The 22,087-nt window shown below is 67.2% G+C and carries 19 protein-coding genes and 3 pseudogenes; 4 read left to right on the top strand and 18 right to left on the bottom strand.

What is annotated here, in order from left to right:
• Nucleotides 1–10: 10 nt before the first annotated feature.
• The 3 genes from ACN2C7_RS07255 to ACN2C7_RS07245 all read right to left on the bottom strand — a co-directional run bounded on the left by ACN2C7_RS07255 (nt 11) and on the right by ACN2C7_RS07245 (nt 3,697).
• Nucleotides 11–1,351 (bottom strand): dicarboxylate/amino acid:cation symporter, encoded by a 1,341-nt coding sequence (locus ACN2C7_RS07255; protein ID WP_419320781.1) that lies wholly within the window; start codon nt 1,349–1,351, stop codon nt 11–13.
• A gap of 110 nt (nt 1,352–1,461) precedes the next feature.
• The gene (locus ACN2C7_RS07250; RefSeq protein WP_419320780.1) at nt 1,462–2,211 is read right to left on the bottom strand and encodes a hypothetical protein; all 750 of its coding nucleotides are present in this window, start codon (nt 2,209–2,211) and stop codon (nt 1,462–1,464) included.
• Nucleotides 2,212–2,350: 139 nt separating this feature from the next.
• Nucleotides 2,351–3,697, bottom strand: a complete 1,347-nt coding sequence (locus tag ACN2C7_RS07245; RefSeq protein ID WP_419320779.1) for a sugar MFS transporter — start codon at nt 3,695–3,697, stop codon at nt 2,351–2,353.
• 242 nt (nt 3,698–3,939) lie between these two features.
• Between ACN2C7_RS07245 and ACN2C7_RS07240 the strand changes: the two genes are divergently transcribed.
• Complete coding sequence (locus ACN2C7_RS07240) at nt 3,940–4,119, top strand: hypothetical protein (RefSeq protein ID WP_419320777.1); 180 nt, start codon at nt 3,940–3,942, stop codon at nt 4,117–4,119.
• On the opposite strand, the gene ACN2C7_RS07235 is transcribed toward ACN2C7_RS07240, so the two are convergent.
• The 3 genes from ACN2C7_RS07235 to ACN2C7_RS07225 are packed head-to-tail and all read right to left on the bottom strand — an operon-like array spanning nt 4,089 to nt 7,929.
• Nucleotides 4,089–5,984 carry a hypothetical protein gene (locus tag ACN2C7_RS07235; RefSeq protein WP_419320776.1) on the bottom strand — a complete coding sequence of 632 codons (1,896 nt, stop codon included), beginning with the start codon at nt 5,982–5,984 and terminating at the stop codon, nt 4,089–4,091. The two genes, ACN2C7_RS07240 and ACN2C7_RS07235, sit on opposite strands and share 31 nt — an antisense overlap.
• Before the next feature lie 11 nt (nt 5,985–5,995).
• Nucleotides 5,996–6,424 carry a GtrA family protein gene (locus ACN2C7_RS07230; RefSeq protein WP_419320775.1) on the bottom strand — a complete coding sequence of 143 codons (429 nt, stop codon included), beginning with the start codon at nt 6,422–6,424 and terminating at the stop codon, nt 5,996–5,998.
• 2 nt (nt 6,425–6,426) lie between these two features.
• Entirely contained in the window at nt 6,427–7,929 is a 1,503-nt protein-coding gene (locus ACN2C7_RS07225) for an NAD(P)/FAD-dependent oxidoreductase (protein WP_419320774.1), read from the bottom strand.
• Between the two features lie 661 nt (nt 7,930–8,590).
• Here ACN2C7_RS07225 and ACN2C7_RS07220 point away from each other — a divergent pair.
• A pseudogene (locus tag ACN2C7_RS07220) lies at nt 8,591–8,727 on the top strand (hypothetical protein); the annotation flags it as partial.
• A gap of 157 nt (nt 8,728–8,884) precedes the next feature.
• On the opposite strand, the gene ACN2C7_RS07215 reads toward ACN2C7_RS07220, so the two are convergent.
• Together ACN2C7_RS07215 and ACN2C7_RS07210 are read right to left on the bottom strand one after the other, a co-directional pair.
• Entirely contained in the window at nt 8,885–9,028 is a 144-nt protein-coding gene (locus ACN2C7_RS07215) for a hypothetical protein (RefSeq protein ID WP_419320773.1), read from the bottom strand.
• A 29-nt stretch (nt 9,029–9,057) separates the two neighbouring features.
• Nucleotides 9,058–9,684: a glutathione S-transferase family protein gene (locus tag ACN2C7_RS07210; RefSeq protein WP_419320772.1), complete on the bottom strand. Its 627-nt coding sequence runs from the start codon at nt 9,682–9,684 to the stop codon at nt 9,058–9,060.
• A gap of 102 nt (nt 9,685–9,786) precedes the next feature.
• Between ACN2C7_RS07210 and ACN2C7_RS07205 the strand changes: the two genes are divergently transcribed.
• Both ACN2C7_RS07205 and ACN2C7_RS07200 read left to right on the top strand, forming a co-directional pair.
• Entirely contained in the window at nt 9,787–11,121 is a 1,335-nt protein-coding gene (locus ACN2C7_RS07205; protein ID WP_419320771.1) for a spinster family MFS transporter, read from the top strand.
• 140 nt (nt 11,122–11,261) lie between these two features.
• Nucleotides 11,262–12,770 carry a spinster family MFS transporter gene (locus tag ACN2C7_RS07200; protein WP_419320769.1) on the top strand — a complete coding sequence of 503 codons (1,509 nt, stop codon included), beginning with the start codon at nt 11,262–11,264 and terminating at the stop codon, nt 12,768–12,770.
• A 19-nt stretch (nt 12,771–12,789) separates the two neighbouring features.
• On the opposite strand, the gene ACN2C7_RS07195 is transcribed toward ACN2C7_RS07200, so the two are convergent.
• The 10 genes and pseudogenes from ACN2C7_RS07195 to ftsA all read right to left on the bottom strand — a co-directional run bounded on the left by ACN2C7_RS07195 (nt 12,790) and on the right by ftsA (nt 22,084).
• Nucleotides 12,790–13,173: a Rieske (2Fe-2S) protein gene (locus ACN2C7_RS07195; RefSeq protein ID WP_419320768.1), complete on the bottom strand. Its 384-nt coding sequence runs from the start codon at nt 13,171–13,173 to the stop codon at nt 12,790–12,792.
• Nucleotides 13,170–14,177, bottom strand: coding sequence for a fumarylacetoacetate hydrolase family protein (locus tag ACN2C7_RS07190; protein ID WP_419320767.1), 1,008 nt, complete (start codon nt 14,175–14,177; stop codon nt 13,170–13,172). Before ACN2C7_RS07190 ends, ACN2C7_RS07195 begins: the two co-directional genes overlap by 4 nt.
• Nucleotides 14,178–14,202: 25 nt before the next feature.
• The gene (hmgA, locus tag ACN2C7_RS07185) at nt 14,203–15,483 is read right to left on the bottom strand and encodes a homogentisate 1,2-dioxygenase (protein WP_419320766.1); all 1,281 of its coding nucleotides are present in this window, start codon (nt 15,481–15,483) and stop codon (nt 14,203–14,205) included.
• 29 nt (nt 15,484–15,512) lie between these two features.
• Nucleotides 15,513–15,635 (bottom strand): annotated as a pseudogene (locus ACN2C7_RS07180) (hypothetical protein).
• 11 nt (nt 15,636–15,646) lie between these two features.
• Nucleotides 15,647–16,717 carry a 4-hydroxyphenylpyruvate dioxygenase gene (gene hppD / locus ACN2C7_RS07175; RefSeq protein ID WP_419320764.1) on the bottom strand — a complete coding sequence of 357 codons (1,071 nt, stop codon included), beginning with the start codon at nt 16,715–16,717 and terminating at the stop codon, nt 15,647–15,649.
• Nucleotides 16,718–16,733: 16 nt separating this feature from the next.
• Nucleotides 16,734–17,855, bottom strand: coding sequence for a histidinol-phosphate transaminase (hisC, locus tag ACN2C7_RS07170; protein ID WP_419320763.1), 1,122 nt, complete (start codon nt 17,853–17,855; stop codon nt 16,734–16,736).
• 156 nt (nt 17,856–18,011) lie between these two features.
• A pseudogene (locus tag ACN2C7_RS07165) lies at nt 18,012–18,148 on the bottom strand (hypothetical protein); the annotation flags it as partial.
• 20 nt (nt 18,149–18,168) lie between these two features.
• The gene (locus ACN2C7_RS07160; RefSeq protein ID WP_419320762.1) at nt 18,169–18,639 is read right to left on the bottom strand and encodes an Lrp/AsnC family transcriptional regulator; all 471 of its coding nucleotides are present in this window, start codon (nt 18,637–18,639) and stop codon (nt 18,169–18,171) included.
• Nucleotides 18,640–18,899: 260 nt separating this feature from the next.
• Nucleotides 18,900–20,438 carry a cell division protein FtsZ gene (gene ftsZ / locus ACN2C7_RS07155; RefSeq protein WP_419320761.1) on the bottom strand — a complete coding sequence of 513 codons (1,539 nt, stop codon included), beginning with the start codon at nt 20,436–20,438 and terminating at the stop codon, nt 18,900–18,902.
• A gap of 320 nt (nt 20,439–20,758) precedes the next feature.
• Nucleotides 20,759–22,084 (bottom strand): cell division protein FtsA, encoded by a 1,326-nt coding sequence (gene ftsA / locus ACN2C7_RS07150; protein ID WP_419252011.1) that lies wholly within the window; start codon nt 22,082–22,084, stop codon nt 20,759–20,761.
• Nucleotides 22,085–22,087: the final 3 nt, after the last annotated feature.

The following is a 22,087-nucleotide window of genomic DNA, read 5'->3' as shown; positions in this document are numbered from 1 at the left end:
CCGCGCTCGCCTATTCGGCGGCCTGGACCACATCGGCCGGCGTACGACCGGCGTTGTAGACATCCAAATCGAGAATGCCCTCGCGCTTGGCGACGATCGTCGGCACCAGAGCCTGGCCCGCGACGTTCACGGCCGTGCGGCCCATGTCCAGGATCGGGTCGATGGCCAGCAGCAGGCCCACGCCTTCCAGCGGCAGGCCCAGGGTCGACAGGGTCAGGGTCAGCATCACCGTCGCGCCCGTCAGGCCCGCCGTGGCGGCCGAGCCGATCACCGAGACGAAGACGATCAGGAAATAGTCGGTGATCCCCAGCTGCAAGCCGAAGAACTGCGCCACGAAGATCGCCGAGATGGCCGGATAGATGGCCGCGCAGCCGTCCATCTTGGTGGTCGCGCCCAGCGGCACGGCGAAGGCCGAATAGGCGCGCGGCACGCCCAGGCTGTGCTCGGTCACCGCTTCCGTCACCGGCAGCGTGCCGACCGACGAGCGCGACACAAAGCCCAGCTGGATGGCGGGCCAGGCGCCGGCGAAGAACTTCAGCGGGTTCAGGCCATTGGCCGCCAGCAGCGCCGGATAGACGACGAACAGCACAAGGCCCAGGCCGATATAGATCGCGCCGGTGAACGCGCCCAGCTGGCCCAGGGTGGTCCAGCCATATTGCGCCACGGCGTTGCCCAGCAGGCCGATGGTGCCGATCGGCGTCAGGCGGATCACCCACGACAGCACCTTGCGCACCACCACCAGGGCCGAGGCGTTGAAGGCCAGGAAGCCCTTGCCGGCCTCACCCGCCTTCAGGGCGGCGACGCCGGTGACCAGCGAGATCACCAGGATCTGCAGGACGTTGAACGACAGGGAGGTCTTGGCGGCGCCGGCGTCATTGATCGAGGTGGAGGCGGTCAGGCCCAGGACGTTGGCGGGGACCAGGCCCGTCAGGAAGTCGAGCCATGAGCCGTTGGTCTTGGGCGCATGAGCTTCGGCGGCGGCGACGGTGGTGTGCAGACCCGGCTGCAGGACCAGACCCAGGGTGATGCCGATCAGCACGGCGATCAGGGCGGTGACGGCGAACCAGAACAGGGTGCGCCAGACCAGCCGGGCGGCGTTCTGGAGCTCGGCCAGATTGGCGATGCTGGCGACGATGGCCGTGAACACCAGCGGCGGCACCAAGACGCGCAGCAGCTGGACGAAGATCGAACCGATCTGGCGCAGGGTCTCGGCCAGGACGAAACCCGCCTCGCCTTTCGCCGGACCCAGCTCGCGGGCCAGCAGACCCAGGCCCAGGCCGATGACCATGGCGATGAGCACCTGGAAGCCGAAGCCGCTGATGAAGCGGGATTTGGAAGTCGCGGCGGCCATGATCGATCCTGAAAAGTACCCTGGCTGCCAATGTCGTGCGGATAAGTGGGATTTACCAGCAAGGTTTTCCCAAGGTCGGCATTAGGAAAGCTGGGGCGTAGGCGGCCGGCTCAGCGCGCGAACAGCAGGTCCGACCAGCGCCACGCGCGCGACCCCAGCGCCAGGCGGGCCGCGCCGGGGCCGTCTTTCAGCGAGATCAGCACCAGGCCCCGCACCGGCTCGGCGCGACAGGCCTCGGGCGCGAAGGCCACCTCCATGGCGATGGCCTGGCGGATGCCGGCCAGACCCTTGCCCTCCTGGCTGCTCGTCCTCACCCAGTCGCCGTTCCAGACCAGGATGGCGCGACCGGCGCGGATCGTCTCGGGATGGGCGCTGGCCACGGCGGCCTGCACCCGGGGGTTCTTGCGCAGCGCTGTCTGTAGCAGCCGCACCATGTTGCAGCCTTCGCCGCCGCCCGAGCCGGAACCGGCGGTGGCCGCGCCGACCAGATCGGACTCGCCCAGACCCGCCACCAGTTCGGGCGTCGCGACCCTGGCGGCCTGGATCGGCTCGATATCCGGCGGCGCGAGCGTGGGCCGGGCTGGACTGCGCGGACGCGCGGCCTTGGCCGGCGCCGGCGCCTGGGTCTTCGGCGCGGTCTCGGGCGGAGGTGGAGGCGGTGGCGGTGGAGGGGGCGGCGGCGGCTCCATCATCGAGACGATGATCGATTCCGGCTCGACGGGCGGCGCAGCGGGACGCGACAGAAGCAGCCCGGTCAGGACCAGAGCGTGGGCGGCCAGGCTGACCGTCACCGCCAGCAGGCGGCCCCGTCCGGCCGGCTTGCGGCGTTCCGTCCTCGGGCCTGCCGCTCTCCCGCGCATCGCAAATCCATGACTGACCAGAACTCGTCAGCCTCTGAACATCACGCCCCCGCGTCAGGATCGTGGCGTCCCGGACAGCAAAACGCCCGCCGACGCTGGAGGGCGTCGACGGGCGTCGTCAGCTAATCCGGTTGAGGCGTTAGTGGCCGCCGACCACTTCCTCGGTGATCTCGTGCACGGGCGCCTTTTTGGCGGCCAGCGCGAACCACAGGACATAGACGTAGCAAATCAGCGGCGCGGCGAAGGCCAGGGCCTTGGAACCGGTCGCCTGCTCGATCGAGGCGAACACCAGCGGCAGGACAGCGCCGCCCACAATGGCCATGCACAGCAGGCCCGAGGTCGCCGAAGTGGGCGCCGAGGACCGTTGCAGGGTCAGGGTGAAGATGGTCGGGAACATGATCGAGTTGAACAGGCCGATCAGCAGGGCGGCGCCGGCGGGGATCAGGCCGCTGGTCAGCGGCGCCTGGGCCAGGAACAGGTTTAGCACGCCGGTATGGGCAGTCGGGACCATGTCCCTGGTGACGATCACCACCAGGCACAGCGCGATCGCACCCAGGGCCACACCCGCCAGCAGCACATAGTCCTTCACGACCTTGAGCAGGGCCGAGCCGCCGAAGCGGCCGATCATGGCGAACACCATGTAGAAGGTGGTCAGCTTGCCGGCCTGCTCGGCCGAGATGTTGAGGATGTTGGTCTGCTCGAGGAACAGCAGCAGGTTCAGCGAGATCGCCACTTCGGCGCCGACATAGACGAAGATGCCCAAGGCGCCCAGATTGGCCCATTTGGACTTCAGGGCGGTGAACGGGCTGACCAGCTTGCCGGTCTTGGGAGCAGCGTCGGTGATCCGCTGGCGCACCAGGAAGATGGCCAGGATGAACAGGGCCAGGCCCAGGCCGATCGCCAGATAGACGTTCGAGACAAAGCCCAGGGCCTGCTCGCGCATGGCCTGGGTGACGACGATATCCTTCTCGAAGATCTCGCCCTTGAGCAGGAAGTTGGCGCCGAACCATAGGCCGCAGGCCGCGCCCAGCGAGTTGAAGGCCTGGGACAGGTTCAGCCGGAACGAGGAGTCCTCAGGCTTGCCCAGCGAGGCGATCAGCGGATTGGCGGCCACCTGCAGCAGGGTGATGCCCGAGGCCATCACGAACAGGGCGGTCAGCACCAGGCTGTAGGTATGAAGCTTGGCCGCCGCGATGGCGATGAAGCAGCCGGCGACGATACCGCCAAGGCCGACCATCACCGATCTGGCATAGCCGAATTTCGAGAGGAACGCCGCCGAGGGCAGCGACATCAGGCCATAGGCGATGAAGAAGGCAAAGCCCGTCAGGTTGGCCTGGACCGGGCTCAGGGTGAAGACCGTCTTCATGGTCTTCAGCAGGGGATCCAGCAGGTTGGTGACCAGGGCCCAGATGAAGAACAGGCAGGTGACATAGACGACGGCCAGGGCCACGCCCTTGCCCTTCTGGGCGGTTGCGGTGCTAGCCATCGATCAGACCTCGTTCCGCGACGACCGGCTTTTCGCCGATCCATTCACCGTGGCGCGCATCGGCGCGCCGCAACCCAAGCCTGTCATGTTTCACTCCCCTGTCCGTCTTCGCGGGACGCGGCATTCCTTCCAGACGTGACAACGTTGTCAAGAGAGGGTGCGCCGCAGCATGGATTTGGGAGCGCTATCAGCGGAACAAAACGCCCAGCGGACGGTTAGTCCCGCAGCTTGGGAGAGCTTCCATGACCACCCCCGTCATCATCATGACATCCGGAATTTTCGCGGTCGCGGCCATCATCGGCCTGATCGATCTGTTCGTGCATCTGGTCTGCTGGAGCGCGCGGTCGCTGCGCACCCCAGACGCACTGCAAGAGCGCTCAAACGACGAAATTCAACGGCCCGCGCAGGGTATCACCGCGTAGCGCGTCGCCACGAACCAACGTGCGCCAAGGTCCAGTTCGTAGGGCGCGTTCGGCGTCCAGAGGCGGCTGGCAAGCGCCGGATCCAGCCTGGCCTCGGGCGCCAGCGGCGCGACGATCCACGCCGGAGCATCGGCGCCGGCGCACACCGCTGACACCCGCGCCAGGGTCGGGACTTTCGGCGATGATGGCGCGAGGCCAAACGGCGTACGCCAGTCTTCGCCGACCAGACCGGCGGCGATCAGCCGATCGATTCGGGCGTTCAGGGTGATGGCCAGGGGCCGCGACAGCACTACCCCCGCGCCCTGGAACTTGCTGGCCCAGCTGGCCCGTCCCGCGAGGGTCCAGGGCTCGACATCCCCCGCCAGCCAGAGGACCTCGCCCGGCCGCGTGGCCAGCATGGCCTGCAAGGCGGGGTCTGGACCGGAATCGCGCTGCCGGGCGAAGGCGGAGCGGTTGTCCCACAGCAGCAGGGCCAGGAGCGCCAGGGCAGCGGCGCCCATCACGGCCAGCCACGGCTTGAGCCATGTGGGTCGCGCCGCCAGCCCCAGGGCCAAAGCTGCGGCGATCCAGCCCAGCAGGCCACTGTTCCAGATCAGCCCCGGACCAACGCCCTGCCCCGGCGGCAGGACGGCCAGGCCCTGGTGCAGGCCCTTGAGCCGGACCAGCAGCCAGGCCATCAGGACCAGCCCGGTCAGCCCGATGATCACGCCCGCAGCGCGTTTGGGCGCGCTCCAGGCAGCGCGGTCGCCGATCAGGACAGCGGCAAGCGCCACGCCGGCCGCGATCAGGGCGATGGCGCCCCAGCCGATATAGGTCCAGCCGATGATCAAGGCGCAAAGGGTCAGCACGCCCGTGGGACCGCGCCTGGCCAGTTCGCGCCCGCAGACCGCCAGACCGGCGGCGCCCAGGATGGCCATCAGGGCCAGGGTCCGCCAGGCCTGGAGCTGGATCGGCAGCACCAGCGACAGCCGGTCGGCCATCCAGGCAAAGCCCAGGCCCAGCAGACCGGCGATCAGGGCGGCGGTCATCAGGCGGCGAACCGGGCCCTGGCTCAGGCCGGCGGCCAGACCCAGGGTCACGGCCTGGACGGCGATCCGTCCCCAGGCCTCGGCCGGCCAAAGAGACGCAAAGACGGTGGGGCTGCGGTCCTCGCTGATCGCCCGCCAGGCCGGGTCCATGACCAGCAGCAGACGCTCGGCGACCGGCAAACGCAGGGCGGCGGCGATCGCCAGCACCACCGCGCCGGCCAGGCCGGCCAGCAGCCAGCGGCGGTCTTCCAGGCACAGGGCCACGAACAGCACAGCCAGGCCGCACAGGGCCATGATCGGGTGCAGGGCCATGGCCGCGACCAGCATCCCGCCCGCCAGCCAGCGACGATCGGACAGCCACGCGGCCAGGGCCGCCAGGCCCACGGCCTCGACCAGGATACGCGGGGTGGCGAAGGCCTCGCCATAGGCGAACACTTCATGCGCGCCGTAATAGGGGGCGACAACGATGACCAGCACGGTCGCGGCGCGGCGCCAGACGACGGGCAGGTCGGCCAGCAGGCGCGACATCAGCAGCAGCAGGGCCGCCAGCCACAGGACCAGACCCAGGCCGCTGACCAGCAATACGGCGGCGTCCAGGCCCAGCCCCTTCACCAGCCAGGCCAGGGCCGGGGTATAGAGGCTGAAACCGAACTGGCCGTCATGGGCGAAGATCAGGTCGCGGCCGACCCCCTGCGGGTCCAGCCGGGCCAGGGCGTCGCCGAAATAGAGCCGGGCGTCATGGCGCAGCCCGACATGGACGCGGCTCAGCGCCATCAGGGATGCGGCGACCGCCAGGAACGCCCAGCGACCGATCCGCCAGGTCCCCGGCCCGCTCACGGCCCCGAAGCTCAAGACTGGGCGCGAGGCGCGCGAAACAGCAGCGCCCGCCGGACGGTGAAGTTGAAGATGAAGACCAGTCCCGCGGTGGGGATCTTGGCCAGGCCCGGCGCCATGGCCAACCGCTCGACCCAGAAGGCCATCAGAAGCTGGGTCAGGACCAGGCCAGCCAGGCCCACGCCCAGAAAGCCGGCGAATTCGCGCTTGCGGTCGGCGATCGGGCGATGGCGGAAGACCACCGAAACGCTCAGGCCATAGGTGACGGCGATGCCGGCGGAAAAGCCGATGGCCGTGGCGACCAGATAGTTCAGCCCCGCCCCGTGCAGGACCAGCAGCAGGCCCCAGTCCACCGCCAGGGCGGCCGCGCTGGCCAGGCCGTAGAGGCCCAGTTCGCGCAGGCCCACCGGCAGTCGACGCCAGAGGTCGGCTAGCAGGTTCATGCTCAGGCGGCGACCTTGCGCGGCACGGCGCGGACGCTGCTCAGGGCCTCACGAGCCCCCGAGACGCCGGCCTCGCCATATTCGGCGTCTTCATTGACCTCCCACACGTCGTGGATCGTCTCGCCGGCGATGATGTTCTCGGCCGTCAGCAGGCCGGTCATCATGGCGTGGTCCTGGTTGTTGTACTTGTGCATGCCGTTGCGGCCCACCAGGTGCAGGCCCGGGAAGTGCATCTTCAGATCCAGGCGGATCATCTTGATGTGCTCGGCATAGGCATCGTCATAGACGGGGTAGGCCTTGTGCTGGCGCACCACGCAGGCGTCATAGACCTCGTCGGGGTTCATCAGGCCGATCTTGGCGATCTCGCGCTTGGCCTGGGCGACCAGGTCCTCGTCGCTCGAGGTCCACAGGCCGTCGCCCTCGAAGCAGAAATATTCCAGGCCCAGGCACGTCGAGACGCCATCGGGGATCATCTCGGGCGACCACGAACGGAAGTTCTGCACCCGGCCCACCTTCACCGACGGGTCGTGGATATAGATCCAGTTGTCGGGCAGTTCCTTCTGCGGCTTGCCGATCAGCACCACGGTGATGAAGTCGCGGTACATCAGCTCGCCGGCCTGGAACAGGCTGATCGGCGTGGGCGTCACGGCCTGCATCAGCTCGCGCAGCGGGGCCGAGGACACGACGTCATCGGCCGTATAGGTCTCCGTCGAGCCGTCGGCGCGGGTGACCTCGACGGTCCACAGGCGGGTAGCCTTGTCATAGCGCAGGCCATCGACCTTGCGGCCCATGCGCAGCTGGCCGCCCAGGGCCAGGATCTTGTCGGCGCAGGCCTCCCACATCATGCCGGGGCCCTTGCGGGGATAGCGGAAGCTCTCGATCAGGGTCTTGGGCGCGCCCTCGGCCGTGGCCTTGGCGCGGACGCCCAGCGAGCGCTTGACGCCGTCGATGATGGCGGCGGCCAGGTCCAGGCCCTTGATGCGCTGGCTGGCCCAGTCGGCCGAGATCTCGTCGCAGCTCATGCCCCACACCTTCTCGGTGTAGGTCTTGAAGAAGATCGAGAACAGCTTCTCGCCGAACTGGTTGCGCACCCACTGGTGGAAGGTGGTCGGATCCTTGATCGGACGCGCCTTGGCCCAGCCGAACGAGGCCATGCAAAGCGCGGCGGTCCAGACGCCCAGATTGGCCAGGGCCTCGAAGGCCTTCAGCGGATAGGCGTAGAACTTCTCGCGGTAATAGATGCGCGACAGGCGCGGCCGGTCGATGAAGTCGTCGGGCAGGATCTCGTTCCAGAGATCGACCACCTCCTTGGACTTGGAAAAGAACCGGTGGCCGCCGATGTCGAACTTGAAGCCCTTGTAGTCGACGGTGCGGCTGATGCCGCCCACATAGACCGGGTCCATCTCCAGCACGGTCACGCCCCGCCCGGCCTTGGCCAGGGTATAGGCGGTCGTCAGACCTGCGGGGCCGGCTCCGATCACCAGGGTTTCGACGTGCTGGGCCATGTCCATTCCAATCCCGTTTTCCGAGGCCAGAATGGCGATGCTTGGTTAAGGCCGGGTCGCGAGGCGTGGTGAATCGCCATTAATTGTGAATGGGCGACGATGGGTCGCGCCGGCGGCGGGACACGGCTTCGCCGCTTCACGCGGTGGGCCGCTGAAGAGATGGGAAGGGTCGCGGAGCGTCCGGGCCTCGCCCGGATGAGGATTTGTATAAGTACCGTTTCGACGAAGACAGACGCTCCGCGTGATCGTTATCCCTCTGGCCGGGGTGCGCAGGCCTGTTCAGCCTTTTGCCCCACCCGGGTTTTGCCCTCCTCGCGACGGACCCAGCCTTGGGCTGCAGCCGCGCCGATTCCGGAGGAACCCGGAGCGAACCTTCGGACGGGCGGGGGCCTTGGCTAGCCCCCGATGGGCGGGTTTACGTCACCCGCCCTCTCTTTAAACCGGCCGCCCGGGCATACGCCCGAACGGTGGCCCCGCTCGATCACCCCTGACAGCCGTCGCTGGTCGCCGGCCGGACGCCCTTCCCGTGCTGTCAGGTGAGATTGATTATGCAGGCGGTTTCGGCGCGTCTGATGGGCGCGATCAACTATTTTGCAAGCCGTTGATCTGGCTTGGGTTTGTTCTGGAAAGTGCGGGGATACAGTACGGCCAATCCCCATAACTCCCGTCATTCCCGCCCTTGTGGCGGGAACCTCTCGTACCGCCGCAGGTGCGGGAGGGGCGAAGTGCGCGCGCACTTCGCTGGCGCTTCACGTGGCAGCTGAAACAGGGGTTCCCGCCACAAGGGCGGGAATGACGGTGATCTACTAGAGAGGCGACCCGCCCCCCTTCGCGCCGAAGGGAGCCATCCCTAAATCTCACGGCGAGACGATCGCCGGACTGGAAAGGTCTCTCAAGGACGACGCTCCGCGTCGCCGCGACGCGGCCGCCAGAGGCGGTCCTAGATCCCTCTTCTTTAGGGAGAGGGAGGGGCCCGCCGCGAAGCGGTGGGAGGGTGAGGGGTTACGAGGCTTGACGGCGTGCCGGCACTCCGTCGAACGCCGTAACCCCTCCCCCCAACCCTCTCCCTATGGGAGAGGGAGCAACGAACGCTTCCCACCCACAACAGACCTTCAATCTGTCGCCCCCCTACTCCGCCAGCGCGTCCCGCTCCCACGCCAGATACTCCGGCGTCTGCAGCAAACGATCACAATAGGCCTGGGCCGGCCCCGCATCCCCGTAGTCGCCCAGCTTGATCCCATAGGTCGCAAACCGCGTCGCCACCGGGGTGTAGAACGCGTCGGCGATCGACCACGCGCCCAGCAGGAACGGCCCGCCCGAGCGCTCCAGAAGCTGGTTCCAGCGCGCCGCGATCTTGCGGATGTCCGCCTTGGCCGCCTCGGACAGGTCGATGATCTTGTCGCGGGTCTCCAGCTCCATCGGGCATTCGGTGCGCAACGCGCCGAAGCCCGAATGCATCTCGGCCGCCACCGACCGGCCCAGGGCGCGCAGGGCCTTGTCGGCTGGCCACAACCCGGCGTCCGGATAGGCCTCGGCCAGGTATTCGCAGATGGCCAGCGAGTCCCAGAGCACCAGGTCGCCGTCCTTCAGCACCGGCACCAGGTTGCTGGGCGAGTGCTTGCCGATCTCTTCGGACAGCCCGACCTGGCGCAGCTGGATCAGGGTTTCGGTGAACGGCGCGCCGGTGTGCTTGAGCGCCAGCCAGGGGCGCATCGACCAGCTGGACCATTTGCGGGTGCCGATAACGATTTCCATGACGCGTATTCCCTGACGGCAGATGGCGGGTAGCCATCCCGATTAACCTGCGTCTAAAGTCGCCACAACAATTAGAACAAACGTTCGAGGGAGCAGACGCCCATGGCGGAAACGGCCACACCGTCGCCGGTTATCAACCCCGTCTCGGCCGGCTATCGCCGCTACGCACTGTGGGTGCTGCTGATCATCTACACCCTGAACTTCCTGGACCGGCAGGTGGTCAATATCCTGGCCGAGCCGATCAAGGCCGAGCTTGGCCTGGCCGACTGGCAGCTGGGCATGATGACCGGCCTGGCCTTTGCGATCTTCTATACCGTGCTGGGCATCCCCATCGCCCGGCTGGCCGAGACCAAGAACCGCCCGATGATCATCGGCATCTCGGTGGCCGTCTGGAGCGGCTTCACCGTGCTGTGCGGCTTCAGCCAGAACTTCTGGCAGCTGATCCTGGCCCGCATCGGCGTGGGGGTCGGCGAGGCCGGCTGCACCCCGCCCGCCCACTCGCTGATCAGCGACTATGTGCCCCGGGAAAAACGGGCCAGCGCCATCGCCTTCTATTCCATCGGCACGCCGCTGGGCACCCTGGCCGGCATGGCCATGGGCGGGCTGGTCGCCGACGCCTATGGCTGGCGGGTCGCCTTCATGGTGGCCGGCGCGCCGGGTATCATCTTCGCCCTGATCGCGGCCTTCACCCTGGTCGAGCCGCGCCGCCAGCTGGCCGCCGACATCGCCGCCCGCGCGGCTTCACAGATCAGCTTCAAGGCCGCACTGACGGTTCTGGGCGCCAAGAAGACCTTCTGGCTGGTGGCCCTGGCCGCCTCGATCAAGGCCTTTATCGGCTACGGCCATGCGCCCTTCACCGCCTCGTTCTTCTTCCGCAACCATACGGCCGAGCTGGCGGAGCTGGCGGCGATGTTTGGCCTCAAGTCCGCCGGCTTCCTGGGTCTGGCCCTGGGTTTGATCGGCGGCACCGCCGGGGTGATCGGAGCCTGGCTGGGCGGAGTTCTGGCCGACCGACTGGGGGCCAAGGACCTGCGGGCCTATGTCATCGTTCCGGCGATCGCGTCCCTGATCGCCATCCCGTTCTACATCCTGGCCATCAACCTGCCGAGCGCCATGCCGGCCCTGCTGGTGCTGACCATCCCGACCCTTCTGGGCACCCTGTGGTACGGCCCGGTCTATGCCACGGCGCAAAGCATCGTGAACCCGGCGATGCGGGCGACGGCGGCGGCGGTGCTGCTGCTGATCATCAACCTGATCGGTCTGGGCCTGGGCCCCCTGGGCGTCGGCGCGCTGAGCGACTTCTTCGCCGGGCCGATGGGCATGGGCGCCGCCGAAGGCGTGCGCTGGGCCCTGATCGTCTCGACCCTGATGGGTTTGGGCGCCTTCGCCCTGTTCTGGCAGGCCCGAAAGACGATCCGCGAGGACATGGTGGCCTAGATTCTGTGACGTCTCCCTTCCCCCTGCAAAGGGGGAAGGGCTTCTGGATCACCCTGGCAAATCCCGCTGGCGCTGCGACTTCCGTTACGTCTACAGTCCCCTCAACAATTAGAACAAATGTTTGAAGGGAGCGCGCCAGCATGGCAGACGCGATTGCGTCCAGCGGAACAAAACCGCTGTATTCCAACGGCTACAAGGCCACGGTGCTGGGGCTTTTGCTCGCCACCTACACCTTCAACTTCATCGATCGCACGATCATCGCCACCATCGGTCAGGCCATCAAGGTCGACCTGAAGCTGACCGATACGCAGCTGGGATTGCTGGGCGGGCTCTATTTCGCCCTGCTCTACACGATCCTGGGCATTCCCATCGCGCGGCTGGCCGAGCGCTTCAACCGCGTGACGATCATCTCGGTGTCGCTGGTGATCTGGTCGGGCTTCACCGCCCTGTGCGGCAGCGCCGCCAGCTTCGCCCAGCTGGCCGCCTACCGCTTCGGGGTCGGCATCGGCGAGGCCGGCTGCTCGCCGCCCAGCCACTCGCTGATCAGCGACTATTATGCGCCCAAGCAGCGGGCCACGGCCCTGTCGATCTATTCGTTCGGCATCCCGCTGGGCACCATGTTCGGCGCCGTGGCCGGCGGCTGGCTGGCCCAGGAGTTCAGCTGGCGCGTGGCCTTCGTGATCGTCGGCCTGCCCGGCATCCTGCTGGCGATCATCGTCAAGCTGGTGGTCAAGGAGCCTCCCCGCGGTCATTCGGAAGCCAAGGAACAGCCGCTCGAAGCCGAGGATGTGGTGGTCGAACCGCCCAAGCCGGCCTTCTCGATGGGCAACGAGTTCCGCGAAATGTGGGCCGTGACCAAGGTGCTGTTTGGCAAGTGGCCCGTGCTGCACATGGTGCTGGGCGTGACCATCGCCTCGTTCGGCTCCTATGGCTCGGGCGCCTTCGTGCCGTCCTATTTCGTGCGGGCCTTTGGCCTGGACCTGGCGCAGGTGGGCCTGATCACCGGCCTGATCGGCGGCTTCTCGGCCGGGGTCGGCACCCTGGTCGGCGGCTTCCTCAGCGACTGGGCGGGCAAGAAGAGCGCCAAATGGTACGCTCTGACGCCGGCTCTGGGCCTGCTGATCTGCACCCCGATCTACGTCCTGGCCTATCTGCAGCCGACCTGGCAGGCCACGGCCCTGATCCTGCTGGTCCCGGGCATCTTCCACTATGTGTATCTGGCCCCGACCTTTGGCGTGGTTCAGAACTCGGTGGATCCGCATCGCCGGGCCACGGCGACGGCCATCCTGTTCTTCTTCCTCAACCTGCTGGCGCTCGGCGGCGGGCCGGTGTTCACCGGCTGGCTGATCGACCATCTGGCGCAGTACAACTTCAATACGCCTGACGCCGGCGGCCTGATCGCTTCGCTGTTTGGCTCGTTTGGTCTGCCCGAGACAGCCACAAACTTCGCGGTCGCCTGCCCTGGCGGCGTGGCTCCGGCCGGTTCGCCGGTGGCGCTGGCCGACCAGTGCCGCACCACCCTGGCCCTGGCCAGCCAGCAGGGCATCATCGTCTCGCTGTGCTTCTACGCCTGGGCCGGACTGCACTACGCCCTGGCCGCGATCGGCATGGTCAAGCACATGAAGGAACGGGCGGTGGCCCAGGCCTAACCTCGAAGACGGGTGGTGGCTAAGCCGTCACCACCCGCCCCTCGCGGACCTCCACCGGCCAGGGCGACAGCTTGGCTCCCACGCAGGGACCGCCGACGCAGGCCCCCGCCTCGACCGTGAACATCGCTCCGTGCCAGGAGCAGGCGATCAGCCCGCCGTCCGGCGTCAGATACTGATCAAGCTGTTGGGCCAGCGGCAGGCCGGCATGCGGACAGCGGTCGACATAGCCGAACACCGCCTCCCCCCGCCGGACCACGAAGCCGTGGAAGCGCTTGTCGCCGATCTGCAGCACATAATTGCGCGCCGCCCCGTCGGCGATCAGGTCGAGCGGACCCAGACTGATCCCGGCCCGCGTCGCCCAGACCCGTCCAGCCGCTTCGACCTGTTCGCCTTCTGGACTCAAACCCGCTCGACCGTCTGCTCGATGGCCCCGAAGATCGTGTGGCCCTTGGCGTCCTTCATCTCGATCCGGACGGTGTCGCCGCCCAGCAGGAACGGCGTGCTGGCCTTGCCGTGGACCAGGGTCTCGACGGTGCGCAGCTCGGCCAGACACGAATAGCCCAGGCCGCCCTCGGCGACCGGCTTGCCCGGCCCCTGGTCGGCGCCGCGATTGCTGACCGTACCCGAGCCGACGATGGTGCCGGCCGCCAGGCCGCGGGTCTTGGCGGCATGCGCCACCAGGGTCCCGAAGTCGAAGGTCATGTCGACCCCGGCGTCGGCCGCTCCGAAGTCATCGCCGTTCAGGCTGACCAGCAGGGCGCCGTGCAGCTTGCCGTCCTTCCACGCGTCGCCCAGCAGGGCCGGCGTGACGGCGACCGGCGAGAAGGCGCTGGCCGGCTTGGACTGCACAAAGCCAAAACCCTTGGCCAGTTCGGCCGGGATCAGGTTGCGCAGCGACACGTCGTTGCACAGCATCACCAGGCGGATGGCGGCCAGGGCCTCCTCGCGGGTCGCGCCCAGCGGCACGTCGCCGACGATCACGGCGATCTCGCCTTCCAGGTCGCAGCCCCAGGCGGCGTCGGCCAGCGGGATCTCGTCGCGCGGGCCCAGAAAGCCGTCGGAGGCCCCCTGGTACATCAGCGGATCGGTCCAGAAGGTCTCGGGCATCTCGGCGCCGCGCGCCTGCCGCACCAGCTGCACGTGGTTCACATAGGCGCTGCCGTCCAGCCACTGATAGGCCCGGGGCAAGGGGCTCTCGGCCTCATGCTCGTGGAAGCGCTCCTTGGGAACGCCGCCGTGCTCCAGGCTCTCGGCCAGGCCGCGCAACAGGGCTTCACAGCGTCCCCAGTCATCCATCGCCGCCTGCAGGGTCGGCGCGATCGTCGCCGCGTCGGTAAACCAGGCCAGGTCGTTGGAGACCACCACCAGACGGCCGTCACGGCCGCCTTTGAGAGACGCGAGCTTCATGGGCGCTTCCTCGTTGTCGTTATCGTTAAGGCAGGACGGCCTTGGGGAAGCCCGACCAGCAGGCGTCATAGTCGGCCTGAAGTGCGCAATGCTCCAGAGCAAATCGCGTGGGGCGGAGCACCCATCGGCTTTCGAACATGAAGGCCATCGTGTTCTCGATCCTGTGCGGCTTCAGATCGGCCGCCACCGCGCCCTGCCAGCTGGCCAGATCGGGGCCGTGATCGCTCATGGCGTTGTGTAGAGACGCCCCGCCAGGCGAGAAGCCGCCGGCCTTGGCGTCATAGGCGCCGGTGACCAGGCCCATGAACTCGCTCATCACGTTGCGATGGAACCACGGCGGCCGGAACGTGTGCTCGGCCACCATCCAGCGCGGCGGGAAGATCACGAAGTCGCAATTGGCCGTGCCGGGGATCTCGCTGGGCGAGGTCAGGACCGTGAAGATCGAAGGATCGGGATGGTCGAAGCTGACCGTATTGATCGTGTTGAAGCGCGACAGATCGTATTTGCAGGGCGCGAAATTGCCGTGCCAGGCCACCACGTCCAGCGGGCTGTGATCCCACTGCGACGACCAGAGGGCCCCCTGGAACTTCTGGATCACCTCCGTGGGGGTATCCACATCCTCGAAGGCAGCGACCGGCGTCTCGAAGTCGCGCGGATTGGCCAGGCCGTTCGCGCCGATCGGCCCCAGGTCGGGCAGCTTGAAGGCCGCGCCATAGTTCTCGCAGACATAGCCGCGCGAGGGTCCGTCGACCTCGACCCGGAACCGCACGCCGCGCGGGATCAGGGCGATCTCGCCGGGGCCGGCGGTCAGGACGCCCAGCTCAGTGACCAGGGTCAGCACGCCCTGTTGCGGCACGATCAGCAACTCGCCGTCGGCGTCCTGGAACACCCGGTCCGTCATGGACGTGTTGGCCAGATACAGATGGATGCCGATCCCGGCCTGGGTCGCCACATCGCCATTGCCGGCCAGGGTCAGCAGGCCGTCGACGAAATCGGTCGGTTCGGCGGGGATCTCGATCGGATCCCAGCGCAGGCGATTGGGCGTGACGGGCCCGTCAAACGACCCGCTGGCCAGGGTCGGCTGGGCATAGGGCTCATAGCGGCCATGACCGGCGCTGGGCCGCAGACGGTAGAGCCAGCTCCTGCGGTTTTCGTGGCGCGGCGCCGTGAAGGCCGCGCCCGACAGCTGCTCGGCATAGAGCCCGAAGGCAACCTTCTGCGGCGAATTCTGGCCCACCGGCAGGGCGCCGGGGACGGCCTCGGTGGCGAAGTGGTTGCCGAAGCCGGATTGGTATTTGAGGTCCATGTGCGTTCCCGAGCCTTGGCGATCAGCAACTAAACCTTGTCATCCCGGAAGCCTCGCAGAGGCTGTCCGGGACCCAGGGGCCGGCGCACTGCGGTAGCCCCTGGGTCCCGGCTCTACGCTACGCTTCGGCCGGGATGACAAGGAAGGGGAATTCGGAGGCGGCCTAAGCCTCGACCGTGATCACGCCGCGGCGGATCTGGTCCAGCTCGATGCTCTCGAACAGGGCCTGGAAGTTGCCGTTGCCAAAGCCCTCATTGCCCTTGCGCTGAATGACCTCGAAGAAGATCGGGCCAAACAGGTTTTCGGTGAAGATCTGCAGCAGCAGGCCTTCCTCGCCGACATTGCCGTCCAGCAGGATGCGGTTCCTGCGCAGCCGTTCCAGGTCCTCGCCATGGCCGGGCACGCGCTTGTCGACCAGCTCGTAATAGGTCTCGATGGTGTCCTGCAGTTTGACGCCCCGGGCGCGCAGCTTTTCGACGGTGTCGTAGATGTCCGGCGTGGTCAGGGCCAGATGCTGGATGCCCTCGCCATTGTACTGGCGAATGAATTCCTCGATCTGGCTGTGATCGTCCTGGCTCTCGTTGAGCGGAATACGGATGGCCTTGTCGGGCGCGATCATCGCCTGGCTGAACAGGCCCGTGGCCTGACCCTTGATGTCGAAATACTTCTGCTCCTCGAAGCCGAAGACATCGCGATAGAAGGTCGACCAGGTGCTCATCTGGCCACGCTTGACGTTGTGGGTCAGGTGGTCGAGCAGATCCAGGCCGACATTGTTCTTGGCCTCGGCCAGCGCCGCGCCCGGAATCTGGTCCCAGCTGTCATAGATCGTGCCCAGATCGCCATGGCGCTCGACCAGATACAGCATGGAACCGCCGATGCCTTCCAGCACCCGCGCGCCCTCGCCCAGCAAGGTCTTACTGGCGTCGGCGGCGACGGCCCCGCGCTTGAGCGCCTCGGCATAGGCGGCTTCCACGTTCTCGACGCGGAAGGCCATGCCGTTGGCCGAGGGACCGTGGGCGGCGCGGAACTCGGCGACCTGGCCGGTGGTCTCTTCATTGACCAGCAGGTTGATGCGGCCCTGCTTGTAGCGGGTCACGGCCTTGGTCGGGTGCTTGCTGGCCGGCACGAAGCCCAGGGCCTCGAACAGCGCCTTCATGGCGGCCGGATCGGGGCTGGTGAACTCGACGAACTCGAAGCCGTCGAGGCCCAATGGATTTTCGGGGGTCATGGACATGAGGTCTCTCCGAAGCTCAGCTGGCCAGCGCGGCCGGCAAGGCGGCGATCAGGCGGTCATTGTCGGCTGGACGGCCGATGGTGATGCGAACCCAGCCGCCGGCCACCGGGGTCGGACGGATGATAAGCCCTTCCTGCAGCAAGCGCGCGGTCGTGGCTTCCGGGCCCGCCGGCGAACGCAGGAACACGAAATTGGCCTGGCTCCGGGTGTGCTCGATGCCCATGGCGACCAACGCCGCCTCGACCCGGCCGCGCTCGGCGAGGGTCAGGGCCACGGTGCTTTGCAGATGGTCCACATCCGCCAGGGCAGCCAGGGCGGCGGCCTGGCTGACCGAGGTCACGTTGAAGGGGGGCCGCAGGCGATCCAGATAGCCGACCAGCTGCGCCGACGAAGCGACGCCATAGCCCACCCGCAGGCCGGCCAGGCCATAGGCCTTGGAGAAGGTGCGGGCCGACACCCAGGGACCACCCCAGGCTTCCAGCAGGGCGAAGGTGTTGAAGGCCTCGTGATATTCGCGATAGGCCTCGTCCACGAAGACCATCGTCGAGCAGGGCGTGACCGCCAGGATCTCGCCGATATCGACGCCGGTCAGGGCGTTGCCCGTCGGGTTGTTGGGCGTGCACAGGACCAGCAGCTTGGGCCCCTTGGCCGCCTCGACCTTGAAGGCCTCGACGTCGAGATCGAAATTGGCCAGGCGCGGCACGTCGACAATGGTCGCCTCGGCGCACTTGGCGAAGATCTCGTAGGCCGGGAAGGTCGGGGTCGACAGCAGGATCGTTTCGCCCGGCGCGATGACGGCGCGGAACAGATAGTCGATCAGAGCTTCGGAGCCCGGCGACACCACGATCCGGGCCGGGTCGACCGACAGGTGCGCGCCGAGGGCGCCGCGCAGGGTCTCGCAATAGGGGTCGGGATAGATCTCGGGCGAGGCCAGGGCCGCCTGGACGGCGGCGGCGACTGTGGGGCTTGCGCCCAGCAGGTTCTCGTTGCTGGCCAGCTTGGAGAAGGTGTCACGGCCGGTGCGCCGACCGGCCTCGGCCAGGGTCATGCCGGAGCGATAGGCCTGAACGGTTTCCAGCGCCGCGCGAACGGGGGACGGGACGGCCGAAGCCAGGGGCTTCTGGTCGACAACCAGCATGAAAACCGCTCCTCGAATGAACAGCGGTCAGGATAGCCGGATGGAGAAGTCAGAACCTGTCGATTATGACCTAAATCGCTGCCTTTATAGCTACATTGTGCCAACAAAATTATAAAAACTGCTATCCAACTTCACCAATCACGCTCAATAACGTTTCGTCATTCCCGCCCTTGTGGCGGGAACCCCTGTTTCAGCTGCAACGTGAAGCGCCAGCGAAGTGCGCGCGCACTTCGCCCCTCTCGCACCTGCGGCGGTACGAGGGGTTCCCGCCACAAGGGCGGGAATGACGGATTGAAGGGGCTGTGACGCCCGCCTAATCCAGAAAATCCAGCGGCAGGGCCGGTGAGTCCTTGATGGTCTCCAGCACGAAGCTGGACTGGATGCCCTTGACCGCCGGCATCTTCAGCAGGCGCTTCATCGTGAACTCGGCATAGGCGTCGAGATTGGGGGCCAGCACGCGCAGCAGATAGTCATAGCCGCCGGTCATGGCATAGCAGCCGACGACCAGGGGCTCGCGCAGCACCGCTTCCTTGAAGGCTTCGGCGGCGGTTTCGCTGTGGCGATCGACCTGAACCTCGACATAGGCCAGCAGGTCCAGACTGGCCTTGCGGCGATCCAGCAGCGCCACATAGCCGGAGATCAGGCCCGAAGCCTCCAGCTGCTTGACGCGGCGCAGGCAGGGGCTGGGCGAAAGCCCGACCCGTTCGGCCAGATCAACATTCGAGATCTTGCCGTCCTGCTGCAGGATCTCGAGGATTTTCCGATCGGCGCGGCTGAGCTTCATGTGACCTGTTTGGGTGCAGAATTGGCAGGATGTGCCAAGTCTATAGCAGGCTTACGGGTGATCTAGCCACCACTAGCCCCCTCCGCGCCTGCGGCGCTCCTCCCCCGTAGGGGGAAGATGAAACGCGCCGATCTTCATCTTCCCCCTACGGGGGAGGACGACCGCGAAGCGGTCAGGAGGGGGCAAGTCACCGACCAAACAGCAAAACGCCCGGGGCTTTCACCCCGGGCGCTTCAGACTTCAGACCTTGATCGAACCGATCAGTTCGCCAGGCGACGCAGGAACGACGGGATCTCGAGATCCTCGCCTTCATCGACCTGTTGCGACTCGAGCGGTTGCAGGGTCGGGCGGGCGTTGGAGGTCGAACGCGCCTGCGGCTGCTGTTGCGGCGCGGGTTGCTGGTCGTAACGCTGGCGACCGCCGCCAAACAGGCTCATCCAGCCGCCGGACTTCTGCGGCTGCCGGTCGGCATAGTGCTGCTCGGTGTAGAGCGGCGCTTCCTCAACGTCGTCGACCATCGGATCGACGATCCGGGTCACGGTGCGCGGAGCCGGCGTGGTGATGCGAGGCTCGGGGGCGGCCTCGGACACGACAGGCTCTTGGAAATAGAGGTCGGCTTGCGGCGCCTCAGCGACAACTTCCGGCTCGGGCTCGTAAGCGGACTCGGGCGCGTAGGTGGTCGACTGGGCAACCGGGCGATCGAACGGACGCGCTTCGTAGCGCGAGGTCGGACGGGCCGGCTCAGGCTGCGGGGCCGGACGGGTGGTGTCGACGATCAGCGGCGCGGTCGTGGTGTTGCGGGTGACGGGCTTGGGCTCGATCTGGGCGATCGAGGCGCCGTCCATGCCGGTGGCGACCACCGAGACGCGGATCACGCCTTCCAGCGACGGATCGAAGGCCGCGCCGAAGATGATGTTGGCTTCCGGATCGACCTGATCGGAGATGGCGTTGGCGGCTTCGTCGACTTCCAGCAGCGTCATGTCCATGCCGCCGGTCACATTGACCAGCACGGCCTTGGCGCCCTTCAGCGAGACTTCGTCCAGCAGCGGGTTGGCGATGGCGTTCTGGGCGGCCATCAGGGCGCGGTCTTCGCCGGTACCCTCGCCGGTGCCCATCATCGCCTTGCCCATTTCGGTCATGACCGTGCGGACGTCGGCGAAGTCGAGGTTGATCAGGCCCGGCAGGACCATCAGGTCAGTGATCGAGCGAACGCCCGAGTGCAGAACCTGGTCGGCCATGCCGAAGGCTTCGGCGAAGGTCGTGCGCTCGTTGGCGACGCGGAACAGGTTCTGGTTGGGAATGACGATCAGGGTGTCGACATAGCGCTGCAGCTCACCGATGCCGGCGTCGGCCAGACGCATGCGGTGACGGCCTTCGAAGTGGAAGGGCTTGGTGACCACGCCGACGGTCAGGATGCCGCGCTCGCGGGCGCACTTGGCGATGATCGGGGCCGCGCCGGTGCCGGTGCCGCCGCCCATGCCGGCGGTGATGAAGACCATGTGAGCGCCGTCCAGGTGCTCGCCGATCTCGGGGAAGCTTTCTTCGGCGGCGCTCATGCCCACCTCGGGGTGGGCGCCGGCGCCCAGGCCCTGCGTGACCTGCACGCCCAGCTGGATGCGACGGTCGGTCTTGGCGAACTGAAGCTGCTGCGCGTCAGTGTTGGCAACCACGAACTCAACACCTTCGAGGCCTGCCTCGATCATGTTGTTGACCGCATTGCCGCCCGCGCCACCGACGCCGAACACGACGATACGCGGCTTCAGCTCAGTGGTGCGCGGCGCTGAAAGAGAAATAGCCATGGAACCCTCGCGACCTTACGCCGAAATCGTCAAACAGGACCCCGGCGGTTCAACCGTCGGGAACGCCTCGACGATTGGGTTAACAGAACAACCACCATCGTTAATCGGCGGTTAACTGCATAATATGAGTCGGGGACACGTCGAGCGCTGCCTGAGCAGAATTCTTGGTCCATCAACAGAATCTCTTGGGAGTCCAAGGGTTCCGGATGGTTCTTGATAGTTGATGCGACCGAACGCCGCTGCGGTCTATTTCGCGACACGTCGAGAGCTTGACCACGCGTTCAAGCGTGACCGCCGGCGACAACCGTCAAGAGAGGGCGTCAAAGGTTGTCGCGCAACCAGGCGGCGGCCTTGGCCATCGGACTGGCGTTGGGGTCCATGGGCCGCTTGCGCAGGGCGGCCGTCGCCAGAGCCTTCGGAGACACCACTTCGCGCGGACCAAAGGCCGAGCGATGCAGTACGCCGGCGGCGGCGCAGAAGGCCGGACCCGAGGCGGCGTCGGCCAGATGCGGCACCCGGCGCGGACGGCCCAGACGGACCGGACGATCGAAGACGCGCACGGCCACTTCGCGTACGCCGGCCAACTGGCTGGCGCCGCCGGTCAGCACGATGCCCGCGCCCGGCTCGACCGGGGCGCCCGAGGCCTTCAGCCGCTCGCGCAGCAGTTCCAGCGTCTCTTCGACGCGCGGCTGGATGATGCCCTTGAGCAGCGAGCGCGGCGCGATCACCGGCCCGGCGCCCGGATCATCACCGCGCGGCGGGGCCTCGATCATCTCGCGGTCTTCGTTGGCCGAGGCGATGGCGCTGCCGTGCAGGGTCTTGATGCGCTCGGCGCCGGCTACCGAGGTCTGCAGGCCGCGGGCGATATCCTGGGTCACGTGCCCGCCGCCGACGGCCAGGCTGTCGACGTGGCAGAGCGCGCCGTTGTTGAACACCGCCACCGAGGTCGAGCCGCCGCCCATGTCGATACAGACGGCGCCCAGGTCCATCTCGTCCTCTTCCAGGGCCGCCAGGGCCGAGGCGAAGGGCGCAGCGACCACGCCCTCGAAGGACAGGTGGGCGCGCTCGACGCAGTGGGCCAGGGTGTGGAAGACGTTTTCGTTGATCGAGACGACCAGCAGTTCCAGGCCCAGCGCGCGGCCGAACATGGCGCGCGGATCGCGGATGCCGCGCTGCCCGTCCACCGACCAGGCGATGGGCAGCAGGTGGATCGGCTTGCGGCCGGGAATCTTGACCTGGGCCAGGGCCGAGGCGATGGCGCGCGACAGGTCGCCGTCAGCGATCGGCCGAGCCCCGAGGGACACCTGGGTATGGACGCGGTTGCTGGCCAGCTGGCCGCCGGCGGTGCAGACGCTGACGCCCTGGACGTTGACGCCCGCCACGGTCTCGGCGCGCTCGACAGCCTGGGCGATCGCTTGCGCGGCCTCGTCCAGGTTGACGATCGCGCCGCCGCGAACGCCGCGCGACTGCACATAGCCGACGCCGGCTGTGGTCAGGGTGCGGTTGTCACGATGAATGCCGTCGGCCTTCATGATGAAGCACGTGACCTTGGACGCGCCCAGATCGACGGCCGCGACCGCAGGCTGACGAACGAGCGTCGCCTTCAAGCCGTCACGGGCCTGTTTCCGATCTTCCAGTCGCGACATCGC

The organism is Caulobacter sp. ErkDOM-E, assembly GCF_048541895.1.
In the GTDB taxonomy this organism is placed as follows: Bacteria; Pseudomonadota; Alphaproteobacteria; order Caulobacterales; family Caulobacteraceae; genus Caulobacter.
The sequence above is the reverse complement of the archived record's forward strand: the minus strand, read 5'-3'. Positions and strand labels throughout refer to the sequence as shown.

Coding starts and splice junctions, on each gene's coding strand:
- ACN2C7_RS07255 (WP_419320781.1), bottom strand. CDS start 1,351: ATGGCCGCCGCGACTTCCAAATCCCGCTTCATCAGCGGCTTCGGCTTC.
- ACN2C7_RS07250 (WP_419320780.1), bottom strand. CDS start 2,211: ATGCGCGGGAGAGCGGCAGGCCCGAGGACGGAACGCCGCAAGCCGGCC.
- ACN2C7_RS07245 (WP_419320779.1), bottom strand. CDS start 3,697: ATGGCTAGCACCGCAACCGCCCAGAAGGGCAAGGGCGTGGCCCTGGCC.
- ACN2C7_RS07240 (WP_419320777.1), top strand. CDS start 3,940: ATGACCACCCCCGTCATCATCATGACATCCGGAATTTTCGCGGTCGCG.
- ACN2C7_RS07230 (WP_419320775.1), bottom strand. CDS start 6,424: ATGAACCTGCTAGCCGACCTCTGGCGTCGACTGCCGGTGGGCCTGCGC.
- ACN2C7_RS07225 (WP_419320774.1), bottom strand. CDS start 7,929: ATGGCCCAGCACGTCGAAACCCTGGTGATCGGAGCCGGCCCCGCAGGT.
- ACN2C7_RS07210 (WP_419320772.1), bottom strand. CDS start 9,684: ATGGAAATCGTTATCGGCACCCGCAAATGGTCCAGCTGGTCGATGCGC.
- ACN2C7_RS07205 (WP_419320771.1), top strand. CDS start 9,787: ATGGCGGAAACGGCCACACCGTCGCCGGTTATCAACCCCGTCTCGGCC.
- ACN2C7_RS07200 (WP_419320769.1), top strand. CDS start 11,262: ATGGCAGACGCGATTGCGTCCAGCGGAACAAAACCGCTGTATTCCAAC.
- ACN2C7_RS07190 (WP_419320767.1), bottom strand. CDS start 14,177: ATGAAGCTCGCGTCTCTCAAAGGCGGCCGTGACGGCCGTCTGGTGGTG.
- hmgA (WP_419320766.1), bottom strand. CDS start 15,483: ATGGACCTCAAATACCAATCCGGCTTCGGCAACCACTTCGCCACCGAG.
- hppD (WP_419320764.1), bottom strand. CDS start 16,717: ATGTCCATGACCCCCGAAAATCCATTGGGCCTCGACGGCTTCGAGTTC.
- hisC (WP_419320763.1), bottom strand. CDS start 17,855: ATGCTGGTTGTCGACCAGAAGCCCCTGGCTTCGGCCGTCCCGTCCCCC.
- ACN2C7_RS07160 (WP_419320762.1), bottom strand. CDS start 18,639: ATGAAGCTCAGCCGCGCCGATCGGAAAATCCTCGAGATCCTGCAGCAG.
- ftsZ (WP_419320761.1), bottom strand. CDS start 20,438: ATGGCTATTTCTCTTTCAGCGCCGCGCACCACTGAGCTGAAGCCGCGT.
- ftsA (WP_419252011.1), bottom strand. CDS start 22,084: ATGTCGCGACTGGAAGATCGGAAACAGGCCCGTGACGGCTTGAAGGCG.